Source organism: Pseudomonas sp. SJZ079 (genome assembly GCF_007993865.1).
Taxonomy (GTDB): Bacteria; Pseudomonadota; Gammaproteobacteria; order Pseudomonadales; family Pseudomonadaceae; genus Aquipseudomonas.
On sequence record NZ_VIUH01000014.1, the window covers coordinates 14358 to 34767 of the forward strand.

Here is a 20410-nt window from a genome sequence, read left to right on the forward strand (position 1 = left end):
TCGAAGCAAAGGGGAGCCGGCGTGTCCGGCTCCCTGGGGCAATGGATGCGTTACAGAACGGAGTCGGGTTTCAAGCCAATCTTGAATTGGTTGATGTACTCGTTCGGTTTGCGTCCGTCATAGGTCAGGCCATCGATGAATTCGTTGCTCGGCGCGCGGAAGCCTTCCTCGCTGGCGGCCGGGAAGTCCTCGGCCTTGGCCTTGCCTTCCTTGACCAGTTCGGCGGCGGCGCTCATGTACACCTCGGGCAGGTAGACCCGCTTGGCCACGTCGAAGTACCAGCTGTCCGGCTTGGCGTCGCCGACCTGACCCCAGCGGCGCATCTGGGTCAGGTACCAGATGGCGTCGGAGTAGTAGGGGTAGGTGGCGTTGTGCCGGAAGAACACGTTGAAGTCCGGCACTGCACGGGTGTCGCCCTTCTCGTACTCGAAGGTGCCGGTCATCGAATTGGCGATCACCTTGGCGTCGGCGCCGACGTACTCGGGACGCGACAGTATCTCCACGGCTTCCTGACGGTTGGCGTTGTTGTTTTCGTCCAGCCACATGCCGGCGCGGATCAACGCCTTGACCAGACGCTTATGGGTCTCGGGGTTGGCGTCGGCCCAGGCCTTGGATACGCCGAGAACCTTCTCCGGGTTGTTCTTCCAGATTTCGTAGTCGGTGATCACCGGTACGCCGATGCCCTTGAATACGGCCTGCTGGTTCCACGGTTCGCCCACGCTGTAGCCGTTGATGGTGCCGGCTTCCATGGTCGCGGGCATCTGCGGCGGCGGGGTCACCGAGAGCAGGGCGTCGGCATTCAGGGTGCCGCTGATGTCGCCCTTGGCCGGGGCGTAATAACCGGGGTTGATGCCGCCGGCGGCCAGCCAGTAACGCAGTTCGTAGTTGTGGGTGGAGACCGGGAACACCATGCCCAGGTTGAACGGCTTGCCAGCGGCCTTGTACTGCTCGATCACCGGCTTGAGTGCATCGGCCTTGATCGGGTGCACCGGTTTGCCGTCCGCCATCGGCACGTGCTTCTTCATTTCCTCCCAGACGGCGTTGGACATGGTGATGCCGTTGCCGTTGAGGTCCATGGAGAAGGCGGTGACCACGTCGGCCTTGGTGCCGAAGCCGATGGTCGCGCCCAGGGGTTGCCCGGCCAGCATGTGGGCGCCATCCAGTTCGCCGTCGATCACCCGATCCAGCAGGACTTTCCAGTTGGCCTGAGCCTCCAGGGTGACGTACAGGCCTTCGTCTTCGAAGAAGCCTTTCTCATAGGCGATGGCCAGTGGCGCCATGTCGGTGAGCTTGATGAAGCCCAGCTTGAGCTCCTCCTTCTCGAGTTCGGCGGCCTGGGCGATTTGCACGCTCAAGGGCGAGAGCAACATGACGGCGGCGCAGCCGAGGCCGGCCAGGGTCTTTTTCAGCAAGAAGCGGCGAACGGTGAAGTTTTGCATGGTGGTCCCTCAGGTCTCAGAAACGAAAAAAAGACGTCGCGGACAACGCTGCCATTACGGGCAGGGTGCCTTTGACGTCTTTGTCTATTCGTCCCGATCACCGCCGTTGGCGATCCGATGACGTTTGCTGACAGGGGAATTGCAAGGGGCTTGCCAGCTTTGTCTCAGTGAGCGACCTGAATGCGGCCCGGCGGCCTTCACGGCTGCTCGAGTGGTTCTTGGATAGCCGCTTAGAGTGTTTAAAATCAGATGGTTAAGACGATATGTTGAACGTGTTTGGCGTTGTTGGTACTGGCTCGAGGCGATCAGCTGCAGGCCGAATACGGCGTGCGCTCGGCTATTTTTGAGCCATTGCCGTGCACGCCGCGGCTGGCTTGAGCGCTTTTGGTTCGCTTTGCAGCCCGCTGTAGCGCGACCTAACGGTGGGCGCTAAGCGGCTGCGCAGCGCCTGCATGCTTGAGGGGCCGTTTTGCTGACACAGGTGCAGCTATCCAGAGCGAGGCAGCCCGTGCGCAAGTCCCAGGATTCGACCGCGGCTGGCTATTTCTCAAGGTGCTCGGCCAGGTAGTCGATCAACGTGCGCACCGATGGCAGCAAGCCGCGACGTGAAGGGAACAGCGCATGCACGATGCCGCCTTGCGGCACCCACTGCGGCATGATGTCCAGCAGCCGGCCTTGCGCCAGCTCCTGCTCGACCACCATGCACGGCAGTTGCACCACGCCGACACCGAGCAGCGCCGCCTGGCGCAGGGCCGTCATGTCGTCGCTGATCAGGCGCGGTTGATGCCTGACCTCGGCCATGGCGCCATTGGGGCCCTCCAGGCGCCACAGATGATCGCCCGGTTGCCGCCAGTCGAGGCTGGGCAGGCCGCTCAAGTCGGCGGGCAGCAAGGGCAGGGCGCGGCCCTTGAGAAACTCGGGGCTGGCGACCAGTCGTTGGGGGCTGTCGGCCAGCACGCGCATCACCAGGTCGCTGTTTTCCAGCGGCGGGAAACGCACGCGCAGGGCCAGGTCGAGCCCTTCACCGATCACGTCGACGTGCCTGTTGGTGGCGTCCAGGTGCACCCGAACCTTGGGGTAGAGGACCATGAAGCGGCTGATCAGCTCGCCAATCCGGTACTGCAGCAGGGTGGTGGGGCAGCTCATGCGCACGATGCCCTGGGGTTCCGAGCGGGTGCGTTCGATCGCCTCCCGCGCGGCTTGCGCCTCGATCAGCATGGCCAGGCAGTGCCGGTGGTACTCCTGACCGATTTCGGTGACCGAGAAGTGCCGGGTCGAGCGCTGCAGCAGGCGCACACCCAAGCGTTCCTCGAGCAGGGCAATGCGCCGGCTGAGCTTGGACTTGGGCGTATGCAGCGCCCTGCCTGCCGCCGCGAAACCGCCGTGCTCGACGACTTGGGCGAAGTAGTAGAGGTCGTTGAGGTCGTCCATCAGTGTTCTCCTTATAGAACGCTGAGAGTGATTTGCTGAGTCTACCGGGATAGCTGTTGCACTCATAAGCTGTTGTCCATGCACAGAGGAGGCATCTCATGAAAAAGATTCTCGGTCTTTACAGCAGCCCCAAGCAGCACTGGGTCGGTGACGGCTTTCCGGTTCGCTCGCTGTTTTCCTATGACAGCCTGGGCCAGCACATCAGCCCGTTCCTGCTGCTCGACTATGCCGGCCCGCATGAGTTCGCCCCGACGCAGCAGCCGCGCGGCGTCGGCCAGCACCCGCACCGCGGTTTTGAAACCGTGACCATCGTCTACCAGGGCGAGTTGGAGCACCGTGACTCGACGGGCAGCGGCGGCCTGATCGGCCCTGGCGACGTGCAGTGGATGACCGCCGCCTCAGGAATTCTGCATGAAGAGTTCCATTCCGCCGCGTTCACCGAGCAGGGCGGCACCCTGGAGATGGTGCAGCTGTGGGTCAACTTGCCGGCCCGCGACAAGCTGGCCGCGCCGGGCTACCAGACCCTTCTCGATCAGGACATCCCGCTGGTGCCGCTTGACGACGGCGCCGGTTCCCTGCGCCTTATCGCCGGGGAGTTTGCCGGGCAACAGGGGCCGGCACGCACCTTCACCGCCATGGACGTGTGGGATATCCGCCTGAATGCCGATAAGCCGCTGTCCTTGCCCGTCACCGAGGGCCGCAGCACTGCGCTGATCGTGCTGCGTGGCACGGTGCAGGTGAATGGCAGCCAGTTGGTCAGGGAGGCGCAGATGGTGCTGCTCGACCGCGCTGGCGACGAGCTGTTGCTGGAAGCCAACAACCAGGCGCTGGTGCTGCTGCTCAGTGGCGAGCCCATCGATGAACCGGTGGTCGGTTACGGCCCTTTCGTGATGAACAGCAAGGCCGAAATCGCCCAGGCGGTTAAGGACTTCCAGAGTGGCTCGTTCGGCCAACTACCGGCCTAACGGTCATCCGCCGCCGGTCTCACCACCTAGTCTCAATAGACCGGCTCACCCAGGACCCGTGGCCTAACACGTCACCCGGACCCTGACCGTCGAAACGGCCCGGGTCCCTCAACCTTGCAAGAGGATCCGCGCATGCATTCCTTCGCGAATATTGCCAACTTCAACGGCCAGAAACCGACGATCGACCCCAGCGACACGGCGATGCTGCTGATCGACCACCAGAGCGGCCTGTTTCAGACGGTCAAAGACATGCCGATGACCGAGCTGCGCGCCAACGCCATCACCCTGGCGAAGATTGCCAGCCTGGCGAAGATCCCGGTGATTACCACTGCCTCGGTGCCCCAGGGACCCAACGGCCCGCTGATTCCCGAGATCCATGAGGCCGCGCCGCACGCCCGGTACGTGGCGCGCAAGGGCGAGATCAACGCCTGGGACAGCCCGGATTTCGTTGCGGCCGTGGAAGCCACCGGTAAGAAGACCCTGATCATCGCCGGCACCATCACCAGCGTGTGCATGGCCTTCCCCAGCATCAGCGCGGTGGCTGCCGGCTACAGGGTGTTTGCGGTGATCGACGCCTCGGGCACCTACTCGAAGATGGCCCAGGAAGTCACCCTGGCCCGGGTGGTCCAGGCCGGTGTGGTGCCCATGGACACCGCAGCGGTCTGCTCGGAGATCCAGCAAACCTGGAACCGTCCGGACGCCCAGCAGTGGGCCGAAGCCTACAGTCATATTTTCCCGCACTACCAGTTGCTGATCGAAAGCTACCTCAAGGCGCAAGCCGTGGTGAGCAACCAGGAAGTTCTGGATTCGCAGCGTTAAACCGCGCTGCTCCACCGGGCGCCTAATCTGGGTGTCCGACCTTCATGCAAACACGAGGAAACCGTCATGAGCACTGCCTACAAACGTCTCGACAAGAATCAGGCCGCGGTATTGCTGGTCGACCACCAGACCGGCTTGCTCTCGCTGGTGCGCGACCTGGACCCGGACAAGTTCAAGAACAACGTACTGGCCCTGGCCGATCTGGCCAAGTACTTCGAACTGCCGACCATCCTCACCACCAGCTTCGAGAACGGCCCCAACGGCCCGCTGGTGCCGGAGCTCAAGGAGCAGTTCCCGGATGCGCCCTATATCGCCCGCCCAGGCCAGATCAACGCCTGGGACAACGAAGATTTCGTCAAGGCGGTGAAGGCCACCGGGCGCAAGCAGCTGATCATCGCCGGGGTGGTCACCGAGGTCTGCGTGGCTTTCCCCGCGCTGTCGGCGATCGAGGCCGGTTTCGAGGTGTTCGTGGTCACCGATGCCTCCGGCACCTTCAATGAGATCACCCGCCACTCGGCCTGGGACCGCATGTCCGCGTCCGGCGCCCAGCTGATGACCTGGTTCGGTCTGGCCTGCGAGCTGCACCGCGACTGGCGCAACGACATCGAGGGCCTCGGCACGCTGTTCTCCAACCACATCCCCGACTACCGCAACCTGATCAACAGCTACACCACGCTGACCGCGGGCAAGTAAGCGCGCCGACAAGGGCTGCGCTCGGCGCGCAGTCCTTGATCTTTGCGCCACTTACAGCTGTTCTTAACAGCCTTGGCAGTCCAGCAGAATAGGAGTTTGCAATGAGCGCAGCGTCAGTGACGGCCTCCCTCGGCGGGCAGGCCTATCAGGTCAAACTTAGCGATGGTGTGCACCAGTGGCTGGGTGACGAACCACAGGCACACGGTGGTGGCGACACAGGACCTTCGCCGCATCAGCTGCTGCTATCGGCCCTGGGCGCTTGCACCTCGATCACCGTGGCCATGTACGCGCACCGCAAGGGCATGCCGCTGCAGGCCATCGATGTACAACTGCGCCTGCTGCAAGCGCCCAGTGCGCAGCATCCGCAGACCCGTATCGGTCGAGACATCCACTTGTCTGGCGACCTCAGCGATGCGCAGCGCCAGCGCCTGCTGGAAATTGCCAACGCCTGTCCCATCCATAAGCTGCTGAGCGGCGAGATTCTGATCGACAGCCAGCTGGTCGACTGAGGAGTACCGACGTGACTGATCGAGAAGTCAAGGTGCTGGGCATCTCCGGCAGCCTGCGCAGTGGTTCCTACAACACGGCCGTCCTGCGCGAGGCGCTGCGTCTGGCGCCGGCCGGGATGCAGATCGAGATGGCGGATATCGCCGGCATTCCGTTGTACAACGAGGATGATTACGCCCAGGGCTTTCCCCCGGCGGTCGAGCGTTTGCGCGAGCAGATCCGCGCCGCCGATGGCTTGCTGCTGGTGACCCCGGAATACAACTACTCGATGCCCGGGGTGCTGAAGAATGCCATCGACTGGGTCTCGCGGCCACCGGAGCAACCCTTCGCCGGCAAGCCCGCGGCCATCATGGGCGCCAGTCCCGGCCGTTTCGGCACGGCGCGGGCGCAGTACCACCTACGGCAAAGCATGGTGTTTCTCGACGTCCACCTGCTCAACCGTCCGGAGGTGATGATCGCCGGGGCGCAGAAGCTTTTCGACCCGCAGGGCACGCTGACCGATGAGCCGACCCGCGTCCATATCCGTGGCCTGCTCGAAGCACTCTACGTCTGGACCCTGAAACACCGCGGCTGACAGGGTGACCCTCAGGAGCCTGTACGAGAGCCGGTAACAGCTGCCGTCAGCCGTCGACTGCCCGCTGAAAGTCCCGTAGGGCATTGCTGTCGCTATGGGGCGTGGTGCAGCCCCGGGGCACGTAGCCACGCTGTGGTTTGCCATGGTGGGCGATGGTGCCTGGCGTGGGGTGAAGCGCTACTCTGGTCCGCGCGCTGAGCCGTTTTCTCGCCGCGCCATTGAATGCATTTTATTTACCCCAGTTCCCTTGACCAGGAGTCGACCATGCCCCATGAAACCAGCCTGCTACAGGCCGCGGTGGTGTTCTTGCTGGCGGCGGTAGTGGCCGTGCCACTGGCCAAGCGACTGCAACTGGGGGCGGTACTGGGCTATCTGTTGGCCGGGGTGCTGATCGGACCGGCGGTGCTGAGCCTGATCGATGACCCGCAGAGCGTCAGCCATATTTCCGAACTCGGCGTGGTGCTGCTGCTGTTCATCATCGGTCTGGAGCTGTCGCCGCGACGCCTCTGGGTGATGCGCAAGTCGGTGTTCGGCGTTGGCCTGGCGCAGGTCCTGCTCACGGGGCTGCTGATCGGCACGGTGGCCATGCTGGGGTTTAACCAGCCGTTGAACACCTCTGTGGTGCTCGGCCTGGGGCTGGCGCTGTCGTCGACCGCGTTCGGCCTGCAGATTCTCGCCGAGCGCAAGGAACTGACCAGCCCGCACGGGCGCCTGGCGTTCGCCATTCTACTGTTTCAGGACATCGCCGCGATTCCCTTGATCGCCCTGGTGCCGCTGCTCAGCGGCGCCAGCGCGGCGGCGAGCACAGGGGGCGACCTGGGGCAGTTGCTCAAGGTGCTGGGCAGCATCGGCCTGGTGGTTGTCGGCGGACGTTACCTGTTGCGTCCGGTGTTTCGCATCGTGGCCAAAACCGGCCTGCAGGAGGTCTCTACCGCCACCGCGTTGCTGGTGGTGATCGGCACGGCCTGGCTGATGGAACTGGCGGGCATCTCCATGGCGCTCGGGGCTTTCCTCGCCGGGTTGCTGCTGGCGGACTCGGAGTATCGCCACGAACTGGAGTCGCAGATCGAGCCGTTCAAAGGGCTGCTGCTCGGCCTGTTCTTTATCAGTGTGGGCATGACTGCGGAGATCGGCCTGCTGCTCAGCCAGCCGCTGGTGGTCCTGGCGCTCACCGCTTTACTGATTGTGCTGAAGCTGCCGCTGTTGTTTCTGGTTGGCAGGCTGGCCGGTGGCCTCGGCGCACAGAGTGCCCTGCGCCTGGGCATCGTCCTGGCGGCGGGGGGCGAGTTCGCCTTCGTGGTGTTCCAGATGGGGCGGGATCAAGGCTTGTTCGAGCCGCGCGTGCACAGCTTTCTGGTGCTCGCCATCACCCTGTCGATGGCTGTCACACCCTTGCTGATGCTGCTGATGGCGCGACTGCTCAAGTCCAAACCGTTGCCTCAGGTCGTTCCACCCGAGTACCAGGACATCGACAGCGATGCCCCGCGTGTGGTGATCTCCGGCATGGGCCGTATGGGGCAGGTCGTCGCGCGGATCCTGCGCGCCCAGCGGGTACCTTTCGTGGCCCTGGACACCGAAGTCGAGACCATCGAACTGTCCCGTAGCCTCGGGCGCATGCCGATCTTCTATGGCGACCCCCTGCGCCCGGAAATCCTCCGCGCGGCCAAGGTCGAGCTGGCTGAACTGTTCATCATTGCAACCGATGACCCAGAGATCAGCTCGAAGACCGCCGAACTGATACGCCGCCTCTATCCACACATGAAGATCATCGCGCGGGCGCGCAATCGCCAGCATGTGCACCGCCTGCTGGATCTGGGGGCGATTCCGATCCGGGAAACCTTCCACTCCAGCCTGGAGATGAGCCACCAGACCTTGGTCGGCCTGGGACTCAATCAAGAACAGGCGACTGCCCGAATCAGGCGCTTCAAGCAGCATGACGAAGAGGTGCTTGAAGCCCAGCATCGGGTCTACAACGACAAGGCCGCGGTGTTGCAGACCGCCAGGGAGGCACGTGCCGAACTGGAGACCCTGTTCGACGCCGACCAGATTGAAGAGTGGGGCGTGAAGTAGGAACGTCGCTCGCTCAGGGGCTATCGCTATCGAGTAAGGTTCCCCGACCAGAGTTCATTGACCTCTTCAGGTGCCAGCGCCTGCACGTCGTAGCTTGGTCCGGTTGCTTATGACAATCGCTGCGCGGGTTACGGCCAGCACCAGGCTCGATCGTTCAGGGCGATTGATCGCTCATCGAATACGGGCAGGCCGTAGCTGCGCCTCTTCGACAAAGTCCCTCAGCCACTTGAGCACTTCCACGGCTTCCCAGCGGGTGGGGTCGAACATGGCATAGGCCTGGCCCTGATAACCGACCACGTCCAGTTGCTTGTGGTACCCGGCGCGTTGCAGCAGGGCTTCGATCTCGGCGAAGCAGGTATTGAAGTGCACGCGGGTGAAGGGTGTTTTGCCTTCGGTGACGATACCTTCCAGCTGCAATTCAGCGACTGTCGTGCGGACTTTTTCCAGAGGCATTCGGTTCACTGTGTGTTTTAGCTGCAATACGTCGAGCATGGCGGAGCTCCTGATTGACGTTGCGGATAGGGCAGGTCTTGACGGCTCGATGAGCTGACCGGGTGATGAGTTTCAAGGGTAAGCTAAAAGTACTGTACAAATAAACAGTATTTGATAATAGTAGGCCCATCTCGTCCAAGGATTCACTCATCCGCCAGGGTCAAACAGCCACACAGCAGTTGGCCCTGAGCGCTGTAGAGGAGCACCTAGTAATGCAACAGATGTTGATGACGATTGTGCTGTCGGTTCTGCTGGCAGGCTGTGCCCAGCCTCAGGTGGAGCAACCCAAGGCCAATGGCACTTATCTGGTGATCGAGAACGGCCAGGCGTGGGCGGTGTTGGTGTCCGACGGTAAACGGGTGGAAGAGCGCGGCACGGTGCTCGATGTGATCAAGTTGCCCAGCCAGCACTCGGCAGTCGCCGCCAGCTATGTGATCGAAACGCCCAATTGCGGCAAGGTGCAATGGCTCACCGAGCGGCAGGATGCCGTGGACGGCGCGACCACCTTGATGTCGCTGCACTACAACGCACGGCTGAGTGACTCCGGTTGCGTGCTTGGCGAAGCGCTGAGCCGGGTATGGACGGTGTTGGATTATTCGGGGTGATGCGTGAGTGCCGGCCAGTTGGCTTTCATCTGACGCTAGCCGCAAACGATGTACGCGGGTGTAGCACACCATGACAAAACGGCAGGACGCTGCTTTGCATTGATTTAGTAGTTCGCAGGGCGGGTGCAGGGATGCACCGGATGACACCCTTCAGTCAGCTGGGTTTCGGCAAACAACGCCTCTACCCAGCCTACCGTGGGTATGGACTGCCTAGTTTGCGGGCGCCTTGCGGGTTTTGCTCGGCGTCGGGGATTCGACCAGTCCGTCGGCGCGGAGCATCGCCTTGATGCCGCGCACGGCCTGGCGAATGCGGTCCTGGTTCTCGATCAGGGCAAAGCGCACGTGGTCGTCGCCATAATCGCCGAAGCCGATGCCGGGAGAGACGCAGACCTTGGCATCCAGCAGCAGCTTCTTGGCGAACTCCAGCGAGCCGAGCTTGGCGTAGGGTTCGGGGATCTTGGCCCAGACGTACATCGACGCCTTGGGGTTCTCGACCATCCAGCCGATTTCATGCAGCCCTTTGACCAGGACGTTGCGGCGCTGGCGGTACTGCTCGGCGATATCGCGCACGCACTGTTGATCACCTTCCAGTGCGGCGATGGCGGCGACTTGCAGCGGGGTGAAGCTGCCGTAGTCGTGGTAGCTCTTGATCCGCGCCAGGGCGTTGACCAACTCCGCGTTACCGACCATGAAGCCGATGCGCCAGCCGGCCATGTTGTAGCTCTTGGACAGGGTGAAGAATTCCACGGCGATGTCCTTGGCACCCGGCACCTGCATGATCGACGGGGCTTTCCAGCCGTCGTAGACGATGTCGGCGTAGGCCAGGTCGTGGATCACCAGCACGCCGTACTGCTTGGCCAGCGCCACCACCCGCTCGAAGAAATCCAGCTCCACACACTGCGCGGTGGGGTTGGACGGGAAGCCGAGGATCATCATCTTCGGCTTGGGAATGGTCTCGCGAATGGCGCGTTCCAGTTCGGCGAAGAAGTCCACACCGGGTACCAGCGGTACCGAGCGCACCTGGGCGCCGGCAATCACCGCGCCATAGATGTGGATCGGGTAGCTGGGGTTGGGCACCAGCACCGTGTCGCCGTGGTCGAGGGTGGCCAGCATCAAGTGGGCCAAGCCTTCTTTGGAACCGATGGTGACTATAGCTTCGCTTTCCGGATCAATCTCGACGTCGTAGCGATCCTGGTACCAGCGGGAAATCGCCCGACGCAGGCGCGGAATGCCGCGCGAAGTGGAATAGCCGTGGGTGTCGTCGCGCTGCGCGACTTGCACCAGCTTCTCGACGATATGCGGCGGGGTGGCGCCGTCCGGGTTGCCCATGCTGAAGTCGATGATGTCCTCGCCACGGCGGCGGGCGGCCATCTTCAGCTCGGCGGTGATATTGAATACGTAGGGGGGGAGTCGATCGATGCGCGCAAAGCGGCGCGGAGCTTGGTCAGCCATGCTTTCCTCGGAAACGTAAGCGCCCGGAACCGTCCGAGCGACGTTGGCCACTGCGGTGGCCAGGTGGCGAAGATAAACGCAGCGCCGCGCAGTTGTCGAGTGGCTTGTGTGGGTTCGGCTGCGTTTTTGCCGAGCCTTCAGGGCGCGGTGCGCTGCTTGAGCGAGAGCAGCAGGTCGCCGAGCAGGTCGATGTCCGCGTCCGTGGTGCGCCAGGAGGAAATGCTCAGGCGGAAGGCCGGCCGTCCCTGCCATAGCGTGGGGCCGAACCAGACCTGTCCCGAGCGCTGTGCGGCGTGGCGGATCGCGACGGTCTGTTCATCGCTGTCGGCGCGCACCAGCACTTGGTTCAGCACCACTCGGTTGAGCACCTGGAAACCGCCTTCGCGCAGGCGGGCCGCCAGATGGCTGGCCTGACGCAGGTGGCGGTCGATCATCTGGCGCAGGCCGTCGCGGCCGAGGGACGACAGCGCGGCCCAGATCGGGATGCCGCGGGCCCTGCGGGAGAACTCCAGGGTGAGGTTCTTCTGCGCATCCTTGGAAGCCGTGGCGTAGGCCGCATCGCTGTTCATAGCGCTGGCCAGGGCGTCGGCGTCGCGGCAGATGGCCATGGCGCCGTCGTAGGGGGTGTTCAGCCACTTGTGTCCGTCGGTGGTCCAGCTATCGGCCAGTTCTACGCCTTCGGCCAGATTGGCCGCTGAGGAGGCGCGGGCCCAGAGGCCGAACGCGCCGTCGATATGCACCCAGGCGCCCGCGGCTTTGGCGCGGGGAATCAGGTCGCTGAAGGGATCGAATTCGCCGGTGTTCACCTCGCCGGCCTGCAGGCAGAGGATGCTCATATCATCCAGCGCCGGCAGTTGCAGTGGGTCGACCCGACCCTGTTCGTCGGTGGGCGCGACGATCAGCCGGTTGATGCCAAAGCCGAGAATCCGCAGGGCTTTCTTCACGGTGATGTGCGCGCTGGCGGAGACCACCACGCGGACTTCCGGGGCACCGATCAGGCCATCGCCGTCGAAATCCCAGCCCTTGCGCGCCAGCAGGGCGCGTCGCGCCGCCGACAGGCAGGTCAGGGTGCAGGCAGTGGCGCTGGTGCCGAAGCCGACGGCGCTGTCTTGCGGCAGGCCGAGCAGCTCGATGACCCAGCGGCCGGCGATGCGTTCGAGGGCGTCGGCCGCCGGCGAGTTGTCGAACGAGGAGGCGCATTGATCCCAGGCCAGCACCAGGCGCTCGGCGGCAGCGGCGGCGGGTAGTGTGGCGCCGATGACAAAGCCGAAATAGCGTGGGCCGTTGGAACTCACCGTGGCTGGCGAGGCTATCTGATCCAGGCGCCGCAGCACTTCCGTGGCCGGATAACCCTGTTCGCTCAGCGGCTGGTCGAGGGCCGCGAGCCCGGCGATGGCCTCGCTCGGAGGAAAGACCGGACGGGTAGGCGTGCTGTCGAAATAGCTCAGGGCGCGTTGATCGGCCTCGGCCAGGAGTTGGCGTTCTTCGCTGTGCGTACTCATGTGGTGCTCACTGTCGGCTGCTGTGCAGAGTGCGTCTACTCTAGTCGGCCTGTTGCCGACGCTGCAGATACACCCGGCCAGTGAGGCAGTCATACAGTGGCGCGGCGGGTCGCGCGTGGAGGCATAACAGTGCGCCGCCGGGCGGTACAGTTAGCCATGCCGAGGGGGCGTAGCGCACACCCGGGTGGGTGCACTAGCTGCCAAGCATGTCGTGCATGGCGATGATCTGTTCGGCGACCTGGATAAGTTTCTGCTGGCGGCTCATGGCCTGGCGGCGCATCAGGGTGTAGGCATCTTCCTCGTTGCAGCTTTTCATCTTCATCAGCAGGCCCTTGGCCAGTTCGATGCGCTTGCGTTCGGCAAGTTGGGCATCGCGAGCCTGCAGCTGGGCGCGCAGGGCCTGATCGCTCTCGAAGCGCGCCATGGCCACATCGAGTATCGGCTGCAGGCGCTGGGCATGGATACCTTCGACTATGTAGGCGCTGACGCCGGACTGAATGGCCTGGCGCATGACGGCCGGGTCGTGTTCGTCGGTGAACATGACGATGGGGCGTGGCTGATCGCGGGTCACTAGCACCACCTGTTCCATTACGTCTCGGCCAGGGGATTCGGTATCGATCAGGATGACATCGGGGCGGACGGCCTCGACCCGCTCAGGCAGATCGATGGTCAGCCCTGACTCGTCGATGACCTCGAAACCCGACTCGATCAGCGCATTTTTCAGGCGGCCGACTTTCTTCGGGGTGTCGTTGATCAGAAGGATTCGCAGCATGTTGGCAATAGCCTCAAGGGTTTTACAGGGCTAAGGGGGCGACGCTGTCGCGCAGTGTTCTTATTGTAAAGCTGTTGGCGTAACCGGCGGGATCGGAGCCGTCCCAGCGCGTGCCATCGAGCAGTACCGAGCTGCGCATGGTGCTGGCGGGCACGGCAATGTCCAAGGCGCTGGCCGCATCCCGGTAGAGATCCAGTTGATGAATGCGCTGGGCGACCGCCAGGTAGTCCGGGTCATCCTTGAGCAGGCCCCAGCGGCGGAACTGGGTCATGAACCAGATGCCGTCGGATAGCCAGGGCATGGTCACCTGACCGTCGGCGAAGAAGCGTAGCGGATGGGGGTCGAGCCAGGCATTGCCCAAGCCATCCTGATACTGGCCGAGAAAGCGCGGCTGGATCGCCGACAGTGGCGCATCGACATAGTCACTGCCGCTGATCAGTTGCGCAGTGCTGCGCTTGTTGGCTTCGTTCTGGTCGATGAAGCGGCTGGCTTCGAGCACGGCCATGGTCAGGGCGCGGCTGGTGTTGGGGTACTGCTCGACGAATTCGCGGGTAACGCCGAGGACCTTTTCCGGGTGATCGGCCCAGATCATCTGGCTGGTGGCGAGGGTAAATCCTTGTTCTTCTTCCACGGCCAGCGCGCCCCAGGGGCCGCCAGCGCAGAAGCCGTCGATGCGCGCGGCCTTGAGGTGAGCGACCATCTGCGATGGCGGTACGACCACGGTGTTGACGTCTTCCAGCGGGTGGATGCCCTGGCTGGCCAGCCAGTAGTACAACCACATGGCGTGGGTGCCACAGGGAAAGGTTTGCGCGAAGGTCAGTTTTGCACCAGCTTGGCGCACGCGGGCGACGAGCGCCTCGGCAGAGGTCACGCCGGCGCGTTTGAGTGGCTCGGAGAGATTGATTGCCTGGCCGTTCTGGCACAATCCCATGAGGATGGCCATGTCGGTAGCCGGGCCGCTGAGCCCGAGGTGAATGCCGTAGACCTGTCCATAGAGCATCTGGGCGGTGTCCAACTCACCACTCAACAGCTTGTCGCGCAGGGTCGCCCAGGAGGCTTGGCGCTGCAGGTTGAGGGTCAGACCGTAGGGTTGGGCGAAGCCCTGGGTGGCGGCGACGATCAGTGAGGCCGAGTCGCTCAGGGCCATGAACCCCAGGTCCAGCGCGCTCTTTTCCGGTGCGTCGCTTCCCGTAACCCAGGCCAGCGCATCGGTACGGGGAGTGTTCTGCTCGCTCATTGTGCTTTTCCCATCTCAACAGCAAAGAGCGCCGTGCCAGTGGCTGCCTGAGGCGGCGACTGGCACGACACCATTGTCTATAAGGTTGTTCGTTGCGGGTGTGACCTTGATGAGTGAGTTAAAGCAATCGATATGCCAGTGCAGGGCAATCGCTTGAACACTTAGCCTGTGCGCGGGCTGACTGGCTGGCCCGATGCTCGATACGGAGGTGCCGCGGGGTTGCTGATTAAACCTGGAAAAGAAAAAGCCCCGCACGGGGCGGGGCTCTTCTTCACGCGGGGTAACGCTTAGGCTTGAACGACCGGGATCTGGGCGTTGGCAGCGGCTTCACGGAACTCGGCGATCTGATCGAAGCTCAGGTAGCGGTAAACGTCGGCCGCCATGCTGTCGATGTCTTTCGCGTAGACCATGTACTCCTCGACGGTCGGCAGTTTGCCGATAATCGAGGCGACCGCTGCCAGTTCGGCAGAGGCCAGGTACACATTGGCACCATCGCCCAGACGGTTGGGGAAGTTACGGGTCGAGGTCGACACTACGGTGGCCTTGGCTTCTACCCGTGCCTGGTTACCCATGCACAGCGAGCAGCCGGGCATTTCCAGGCGCGCACCGGCCTTGCCGTAGATCTCGTAGTAGCCTTCTTCGGTGAGCTGATGCTGGTCCATCTTGGTCGGCGGCGACAGCCACAGACGGGTCGGCAGGCTGCCGTCGACTTTTTCCAGCAACTTACCGGCCGCACGGAAGTGACCGATGTTGGTCATGCACGAACCGATGAACACTTCGTCGATTTTCTCGCCGGCAACGCTGGACAGCAGACGGGCGTCGTCCGGGTCGTTCGGCGCGCAGAGGATCGGCTCGTTGATCTCGGCCAGGTCGATTTCGATGACTTCGGCGTACTCGGCGTCTTTGTCGGCAGACATCAACTGCGGGTTGGCCAGCCAGGCTTCCATCGCCTGAGCGCGACGCTCCATGGTGCGCGCATCGCCGTAGCCTTCGCTGATCATCCAGCGCAGCAGGGTGATGTTCGACTGCAGGTATTCGGCGATGGCCTTTTCCGGCAGTTTGATGGTGCAACCGGCGGCGGAACGCTCGGCCGAGGCGTCGGACAGCTCGAAGGCTTGTTCCACGGTCAGCTCGTCGAGGCCTTCGATCTCCAGGATGCGGCCGGAGAAGGCGTTGACTTTGCCCTTCTTCTCGACGGTCAGCAGACCCTTCTGGATCGCGTAGTAAGGGATCGCATGGACCAGGTCACGCAGGGTGACGCCCGGCTGCAGCTTGCCCTTGAAACGCACCAGAATGGATTCCGGCATGTCCAGCGGCATGACGCCGGTGGCGGCGGCGAAGGCGACCAGGCCGGAACCGGCCGGGAAGGAAATACCCATCGGGAAGCGGGTGTGCGAGTCGCCACCGGTGCCGACGGTGTCCGGCAGCAGCATACGGTTCAGCCAGCTGTGGATGATGCCGTCGCCCGGACGCAGGGACACGCCGCCACGGGTGCGGATGAAGTCCGGCAGGGTGTGGTGGGTGGTGACGTCGATCGGCTTCGGGTAGGCCGCGGTGTGGCAGAACGACTGCATCACCAGATCGGCGGAGAAGCCCAGGCAAGCCAGGTCTTTCAGCTCGTCGCGGGTCATCGGGCCAGTGGTGTCCTGAGAGCCGACGGTGGTCATCTTCGGTTCGCAGTAGGTGCCAGGGCGTACGCCTTGACCTTCAGCCAGACCGCAGGCCTTGCCAACCATCTTCTGCGCCAGGGTGAAGCCCTTGGTGCTGGCAGCAGGCGGCTCAGGCAGCTTGAACAGGTCGGTTGGACCCAGGCCCAGTTCGGCACGGGCTTTCTCGGTCAGACCGCGACCGATGATCAGCGGGATACGGCCGCCAGCGCGCACTTCGTCGAGCAGCACCGGGGTCTTCATTTCGAAGGTGGTCAGGACTTCGTCGCTGCCGTGCTTGCAGACTTTGCCGGCATGCGGGTACAGGTCGATCACATCGCCCATGTGCATGTTCGACACGTCGAATTCGATCGGCAGAGCGCCAGCATCTTCCATGGTGTTGTAGAAGATCGGCGCAATCTTGTTGCCGAAGCAGAAGCCGCCGGCGCGCTTGTTTGGCACGTTTGGCACGTCGTCGCCGAAGAACCACAGCACCGAGTTGGTGGCGGACTTGCGCGAGGAGCCGGTACCGACCACGTCACCCACATAAGCGATAGGGAAGCCTTCGCCACGCATGGTTTCGATCTGCTTCATCGGACCGGTGACGCCTTGCTCGTCCGGCACGATGCCGTCGCGGGCCATTTTCAGCATGGCCAGGGCGTGCAGCGGGATGTCCGGGCGCGACCAGGCATCGGGTGCAGGGGACAGGTCGTCGGTGTTGGTTTCGCCAGTCACCTTGAACACGCGCAGGCTGATCTTGTCAGCCAGGGTCGGGCGGTTCTTGAACCACTCGCCATCGGCCCAGGACTGCAGTACGCCTTGGGCGTGAACGTTGCCATTCTTGGCTTTCTCGGCGACGTCGTGGAAGGCGTCGAACATCAGCAGGGTGTGCTTCAGTTGCTCGGCGGTCACGCCAGCCAGTTCGCTGTCGTCGAGCAGCTCGACCATGGTGGCGATGTTGTAACCGCCTTGCATGGTGCCCAGTAGTTCAACAGCGTGTTGCTTGTCGATCAGTGGGGAAGAGGCTTCGCCTTTGGCAATGGCAGAGAGAAAACCGGCCTTGACGTAGGCGGCTTCATCGACGCCCGGCGGCACACGGTTGGTGATCAGGTCGAGCAGAAAGGCTTCTTCGCCAGCTGGCGGGTTTTTCAGCAGTTCGATCAGGCCTGCGGTTTGTTCGGCGTTCAGCGGCTGGGGCACGATACCCTGAGCGGCACGCTCTGCTACATGTTTGCGATAGGCTTCAAGCACAGTTATTACCCTCATCAGTGGTCCCAAAGGGTTGTCCGGGACGCGATCCAGAAAACACTGAACCATGCGCTTGGTGGCTTTATGAGCCACTTAGCCAAGGTTTCAGGGATTTCTTCCAGAAGCTGTTTTCAAAGTTTTACGCCGGCAGGACGAGGTAGATGAGGGCTGGCGCGGGCTCCTGGAGTGCTCCAGGGGCCTGCGCCAACATCGTACCTGCAGGATTAACTGTGCTCGTGACGCTTTGAAAACAGCTTCCAACGGACATTGGCGCCTATAAAAGGCGGGCCGATTCTACTGCAAAGCTCGGATAAAGTTAAGCCAAAGCCCTGAGGTATGTAGGGGTGAACTGATATAGACAAAGGGCTAAGATGCCAGGCTGTTCGCTTGCATGTATCTGTCCTCGCTATGTCCAATCAGCGCATCAAAACACCTTGTGTCGGTCTTTGCTCCACTGTTTACGGTGATTTGGTCTGCCGTGGCTGCAAGCGTTTCCACCATGAAGTCATCAGCTGGAACCGTTACAACGACGAGGAAAAACGCGCCGTCTGGCTGCGTCTCGAGGTGCTCCTGGTGCAGGTGATGGCGGCCAAGCTGGAAGTTTTCGATGCCGTTCGTCTGCGCAACCAGTTGGAACAGCGCAAGATTCGTTTCGTGCCCCAGCAGTCGCCCTATTGCTGGGCATACCAGCTGATCGCTCGAGGTGCCCGGGTGATCAATCAGTTGGACGCCTATGGCATGGTCTTGCTCCCCGAATTCCGTGACTGGGGCCTGCCGGAGCTGCGAGACGCCATCGATCGCGAGTTCTTCCTGCTGTCAGAGGCGCACTACGAGCGCTATATAGCCCCTCGCTTTCTGCTCGAGGGCATGCAGCTGCGCGTTTAGCCACCCGGCAGCTGTAGTCTTGAGGGATACCCTCACGTCTCACGTCTCACGTCTCACGCTGCCCGGTGGCCTCTGGGCTCAACCCGTTTTGCCGGCATTTCATGGGGTTTGAGTATCAGCACGTCGCAGTTCAGCCGCTCAAGCACCGTTTCCGCGGTATTGCCGACCAGGATGCCGCTCAGTCCGCTGCGACCAATCGTGCCCAGCACGGTCAGTACCGCCCCCTGATCGCTGGCGATCCGTGGGATCAAAGTTTTGGCGGGGCCTTCGCCGATATGCAAGTGGTGCTCGGCGAGTTCGTATTCATGCTGGAACCACTGGCACTGGTCGTGACAATGTTGGGCAATGGCTTGGTCGATGTGAATAGTCGGATCGGCCAGGGCTGGGGCAGCGTAGGCGCTGACCACATGTAGCTCAGCCTGGAACAGACGACACAATTCGGCGGTGTAGTCGATGACATGGCCCTGCAGCGCCTGGTGCTCCGAATCCTGATGATCGACATCCATGGCGGCCAGGACGGTATTGCCTGCCCATGCGCGCGGTGTTTTGACCAGCAACAAGGGCGTCGGCAGTTCACGCGATAGTTGCCAGTCGTCCGGGAGCGTGAACAGCTGGGTCAAAGTGGAGTCGGGATGGTGCTGCTTGATCACCAGGTCGCACGCGTGACGCTGGTGCGCCGCGAGAATAGCGGCGCAGGCGTGGTGCGATTGCCCCTTGACCTGCTCGCCCTGGACCCGGAAGCCTTCACTGCGCAGCGTGGTCAGCAGCCCTTCGAGGTATTGGGTATGCCCCTCGTGTGGATCGCAGAGTAATAACTGCAGTTCGGCACCTAAGGTCTGTGCGAGTTGTTTGCCGCGTGCCAGGGCCAAGTCTTCGGCAGGGTCGACATGCAGCATGACCAGGATTTTCTCAATCGTACGCATGACAATCTCCTTCAACGAATGGAGGCGTGATTGCGGGCTGGCCTGTCTTACTTCTGTGCATTGATTAAAAAGACAGCAGGCCTAGCCTAGGGGGTGGATGAGCCGACCGACTCATCGGCTAGATTACTTAACCAAGACAATCAGTCGGCTACCGCAGTCGATTTAGTTAGAAGCCCGTATTGGATGGTTGTACGGCCAAGTGTGGGCTTGGGCGTCTATCGATGCGTTTCTTAAGGGGGGTGCAGTCAATTCTTCCAGATGAGTGATGACGTCGTTTGCTTTGAGTACCAGTACGTCGCTTTCCATGGCGTCGAGGATCATCTCTGAGGTGTTGCCATACAGCGCACCGGCTAGACCGGTTCGGGCAACGCTACCAATCACCGTAACTGCGGCCTTGAGCCGGTGTGCGAGCTGCGGGATCAGGAGTTCGGCCGGACCTTCCTCGATGTGAAGATGTTGCTCGTCGATGTTGAACTCATCCTGGAAGGCTTGGCACTGTTCGCGGTAATAGGACTGGATACTTTCCCTGAGTTGGAACACCGGGTCGGCAGAGGACTGCGTGGGGGAGGGACAGGCGCTGACCAGGTGCAAACTGCCACCGGTTAGCTGAGTGAGATCGAAGCCATGGCTGACGATCCCGGTCTGCAGAATACGGTGTTCGATATCACTGCTACCCGCATCGACGGCTGCGAGAATGGCGCCGCCGGTCCAGGAAACAGCTGCTTTGACGATCAGAATGGGGCAGGGGCAATAACGCAGAAGCGCCCAATCATCTGGCGAGAGAAAGGATTTAGTCAGTGGGTTGTCCGGCTGGTGTTGTTTGATGACAAGACTGCAGCCTTGCTCTTGTTGAACGGCGATGATGGTTTTGTGCGGGTTGCCATTCCAGGCCTGTTGAGCGCTGACGCTGAAACCTTGCTCAATAAGGGCGTCCTGCATGTCGAACAGGTGGGATGAAGGATCAGACTTCTTGTTACAGGTTAAAAGGTGCAGGTGTGATTGGGTCAGGTCGGCAATCGACTTGGCCCTCTCCAATATTTGCGCTTCGGATTGCAGGGGATCGATTACCACAAGTGTTCTGTGGATAGTTTTCATTTTTATCTCGATAGTTTTTTTGCGAGGTTCTGACAAATGAAATCAAGCAGCCAAG

General features: G+C 62.2%; 18 protein-coding genes. 8 read left to right on the forward strand and 10 right to left on the reverse strand.

The features are described 5' to 3' along the window. Positions 1-50 precede the first annotated feature (50 nt). Complete coding sequence (locus FBY03_RS13750) at positions 51-1439, reverse strand: CmpA/NrtA family ABC transporter substrate-binding protein (RefSeq protein ID WP_147172943.1); 1389 nt, start codon at positions 1437-1439, stop codon at positions 51-53. A 540-nt stretch (positions 1440-1979) separates the two neighbouring features. After that, complete coding sequence (locus FBY03_RS13755; RefSeq protein WP_147172944.1) at positions 1980-2870, reverse strand: LysR family transcriptional regulator; 891 nt, start codon at positions 2868-2870, stop codon at positions 1980-1982. A gap of 98 nt (positions 2871-2968) precedes the next feature. On the opposite strand from FBY03_RS13755, the gene FBY03_RS13760 reads away from it, so the two are divergent. The 6 genes from FBY03_RS13760 to FBY03_RS13785 all read left to right on the forward strand — a co-directional run bounded on the left by FBY03_RS13760 (position 2969) and on the right by FBY03_RS13785 (position 8498). Next, positions 2969-3835, forward strand: coding sequence for a pirin family protein (locus tag FBY03_RS13760; RefSeq protein ID WP_147172945.1), 867 nt, complete (start codon positions 2969-2971; stop codon positions 3833-3835). A gap of 132 nt (positions 3836-3967) precedes the next feature. After that, on the forward strand, positions 3968-4654 hold the full coding sequence (locus FBY03_RS13765; RefSeq protein WP_147172946.1) for a hydrolase: 687 nt from the start codon (positions 3968-3970) through the stop codon (positions 4652-4654). A gap of 66 nt (positions 4655-4720) precedes the next feature. Continuing rightward, positions 4721-5347, forward strand: coding sequence for an isochorismate family cysteine hydrolase YcaC (ycaC, locus tag FBY03_RS13770; RefSeq protein WP_025165727.1), 627 nt, complete (start codon positions 4721-4723; stop codon positions 5345-5347). A 101-nt stretch (positions 5348-5448) separates the two neighbouring features. Continuing rightward, positions 5449-5856 carry an OsmC family protein gene (locus FBY03_RS13775; protein ID WP_147172947.1) on the forward strand — a complete coding sequence of 136 codons (408 nt, stop codon included), beginning with the start codon at positions 5449-5451 and terminating at the stop codon, positions 5854-5856. An 11-nt stretch (positions 5857-5867) separates the two neighbouring features. Then, positions 5868-6428 (forward strand): NADPH-dependent FMN reductase, encoded by a 561-nt coding sequence (locus FBY03_RS13780; RefSeq protein ID WP_147172948.1) that lies wholly within the window; start codon positions 5868-5870, stop codon positions 6426-6428. Between the two features lie 264 nt (positions 6429-6692). Next, entirely contained in the window at positions 6693-8498 is a 1806-nt protein-coding gene (locus FBY03_RS13785) for a monovalent cation:proton antiporter-2 (CPA2) family protein (protein ID WP_147172949.1), read from the forward strand. Positions 8499-8669: 171 nt separating this feature from the next. Here FBY03_RS13785 and FBY03_RS13790 read toward each other — a convergent pair whose 3' ends face one another. Next, a complete protein-coding gene (locus FBY03_RS13790) occupies positions 8670-8990 on the reverse strand; it encodes a hypothetical protein (RefSeq protein ID WP_025165724.1) in 321 nt (106 codons plus the stop codon). 212 nt (positions 8991-9202) lie between these two features. On the opposite strand from FBY03_RS13790, the gene FBY03_RS13795 reads away from it, so the two are divergent. After that, a complete protein-coding gene (locus FBY03_RS13795; protein WP_025165723.1) occupies positions 9203-9595 on the forward strand; it encodes a hypothetical protein in 393 nt (130 codons plus the stop codon). A 210-nt stretch (positions 9596-9805) separates the two neighbouring features. On the opposite strand, the gene alaC is transcribed toward FBY03_RS13795, so the two are convergent. The 5 genes from alaC to acnB all read right to left on the reverse strand — a co-directional run bounded on the left by alaC (position 9806) and on the right by acnB (position 17455). Then, positions 9806-11047: an alanine transaminase gene (alaC, locus tag FBY03_RS13800; protein ID WP_147172950.1), complete on the reverse strand. Its 1242-nt coding sequence runs from the start codon at positions 11045-11047 to the stop codon at positions 9806-9808. Between the two features lie 137 nt (positions 11048-11184). Further along, the gene (locus tag FBY03_RS13805; protein WP_147172951.1) at positions 11185-12549 is read right to left on the reverse strand and encodes a pyridoxal-dependent decarboxylase; all 1365 of its coding nucleotides are present in this window, start codon (positions 12547-12549) and stop codon (positions 11185-11187) included. Between the two features lie 193 nt (positions 12550-12742). After that, positions 12743-13321: an ANTAR domain-containing response regulator gene (locus FBY03_RS13810; protein WP_147172952.1), complete on the reverse strand. Its 579-nt coding sequence runs from the start codon at positions 13319-13321 to the stop codon at positions 12743-12745. A 22-nt stretch (positions 13322-13343) separates the two neighbouring features. Continuing rightward, on the reverse strand, positions 13344-14558 hold the full coding sequence (locus FBY03_RS13815; RefSeq protein ID WP_147172953.1) for a CmpA/NrtA family ABC transporter substrate-binding protein: 1215 nt from the start codon (positions 14556-14558) through the stop codon (positions 13344-13346). A 287-nt stretch (positions 14559-14845) separates the two neighbouring features. After that, positions 14846-17455: a bifunctional aconitate hydratase 2/2-methylisocitrate dehydratase gene (gene acnB / locus FBY03_RS13820; RefSeq protein ID WP_147173027.1), complete on the reverse strand. Its 2610-nt coding sequence runs from the start codon at positions 17453-17455 to the stop codon at positions 14846-14848. A gap of 405 nt (positions 17456-17860) precedes the next feature. On the opposite strand from acnB, the gene FBY03_RS13825 reads away from it, so the two are divergent. After that, on the forward strand, positions 17861-18337 hold the full coding sequence (locus FBY03_RS13825; protein WP_147172954.1) for a DUF1289 domain-containing protein: 477 nt from the start codon (positions 17861-17863) through the stop codon (positions 18335-18337). A gap of 53 nt (positions 18338-18390) precedes the next feature. Here the strand turns inward: FBY03_RS13825 and FBY03_RS13830 are convergent, their stop codons facing one another. Both FBY03_RS13830 and FBY03_RS13835 read right to left on the reverse strand, forming a co-directional pair. Next, the gene (locus tag FBY03_RS13830) at positions 18391-19260 is read right to left on the reverse strand and encodes a universal stress protein (protein ID WP_147172955.1); all 870 of its coding nucleotides are present in this window, start codon (positions 19258-19260) and stop codon (positions 18391-18393) included. Between the two features lie 162 nt (positions 19261-19422). Next, on the reverse strand, positions 19423-20355 hold the full coding sequence (locus tag FBY03_RS13835; protein ID WP_147172956.1) for a universal stress protein: 933 nt from the start codon (positions 20353-20355) through the stop codon (positions 19423-19425). Between the last annotated feature and the right edge of the window lie 55 nt (positions 20356-20410).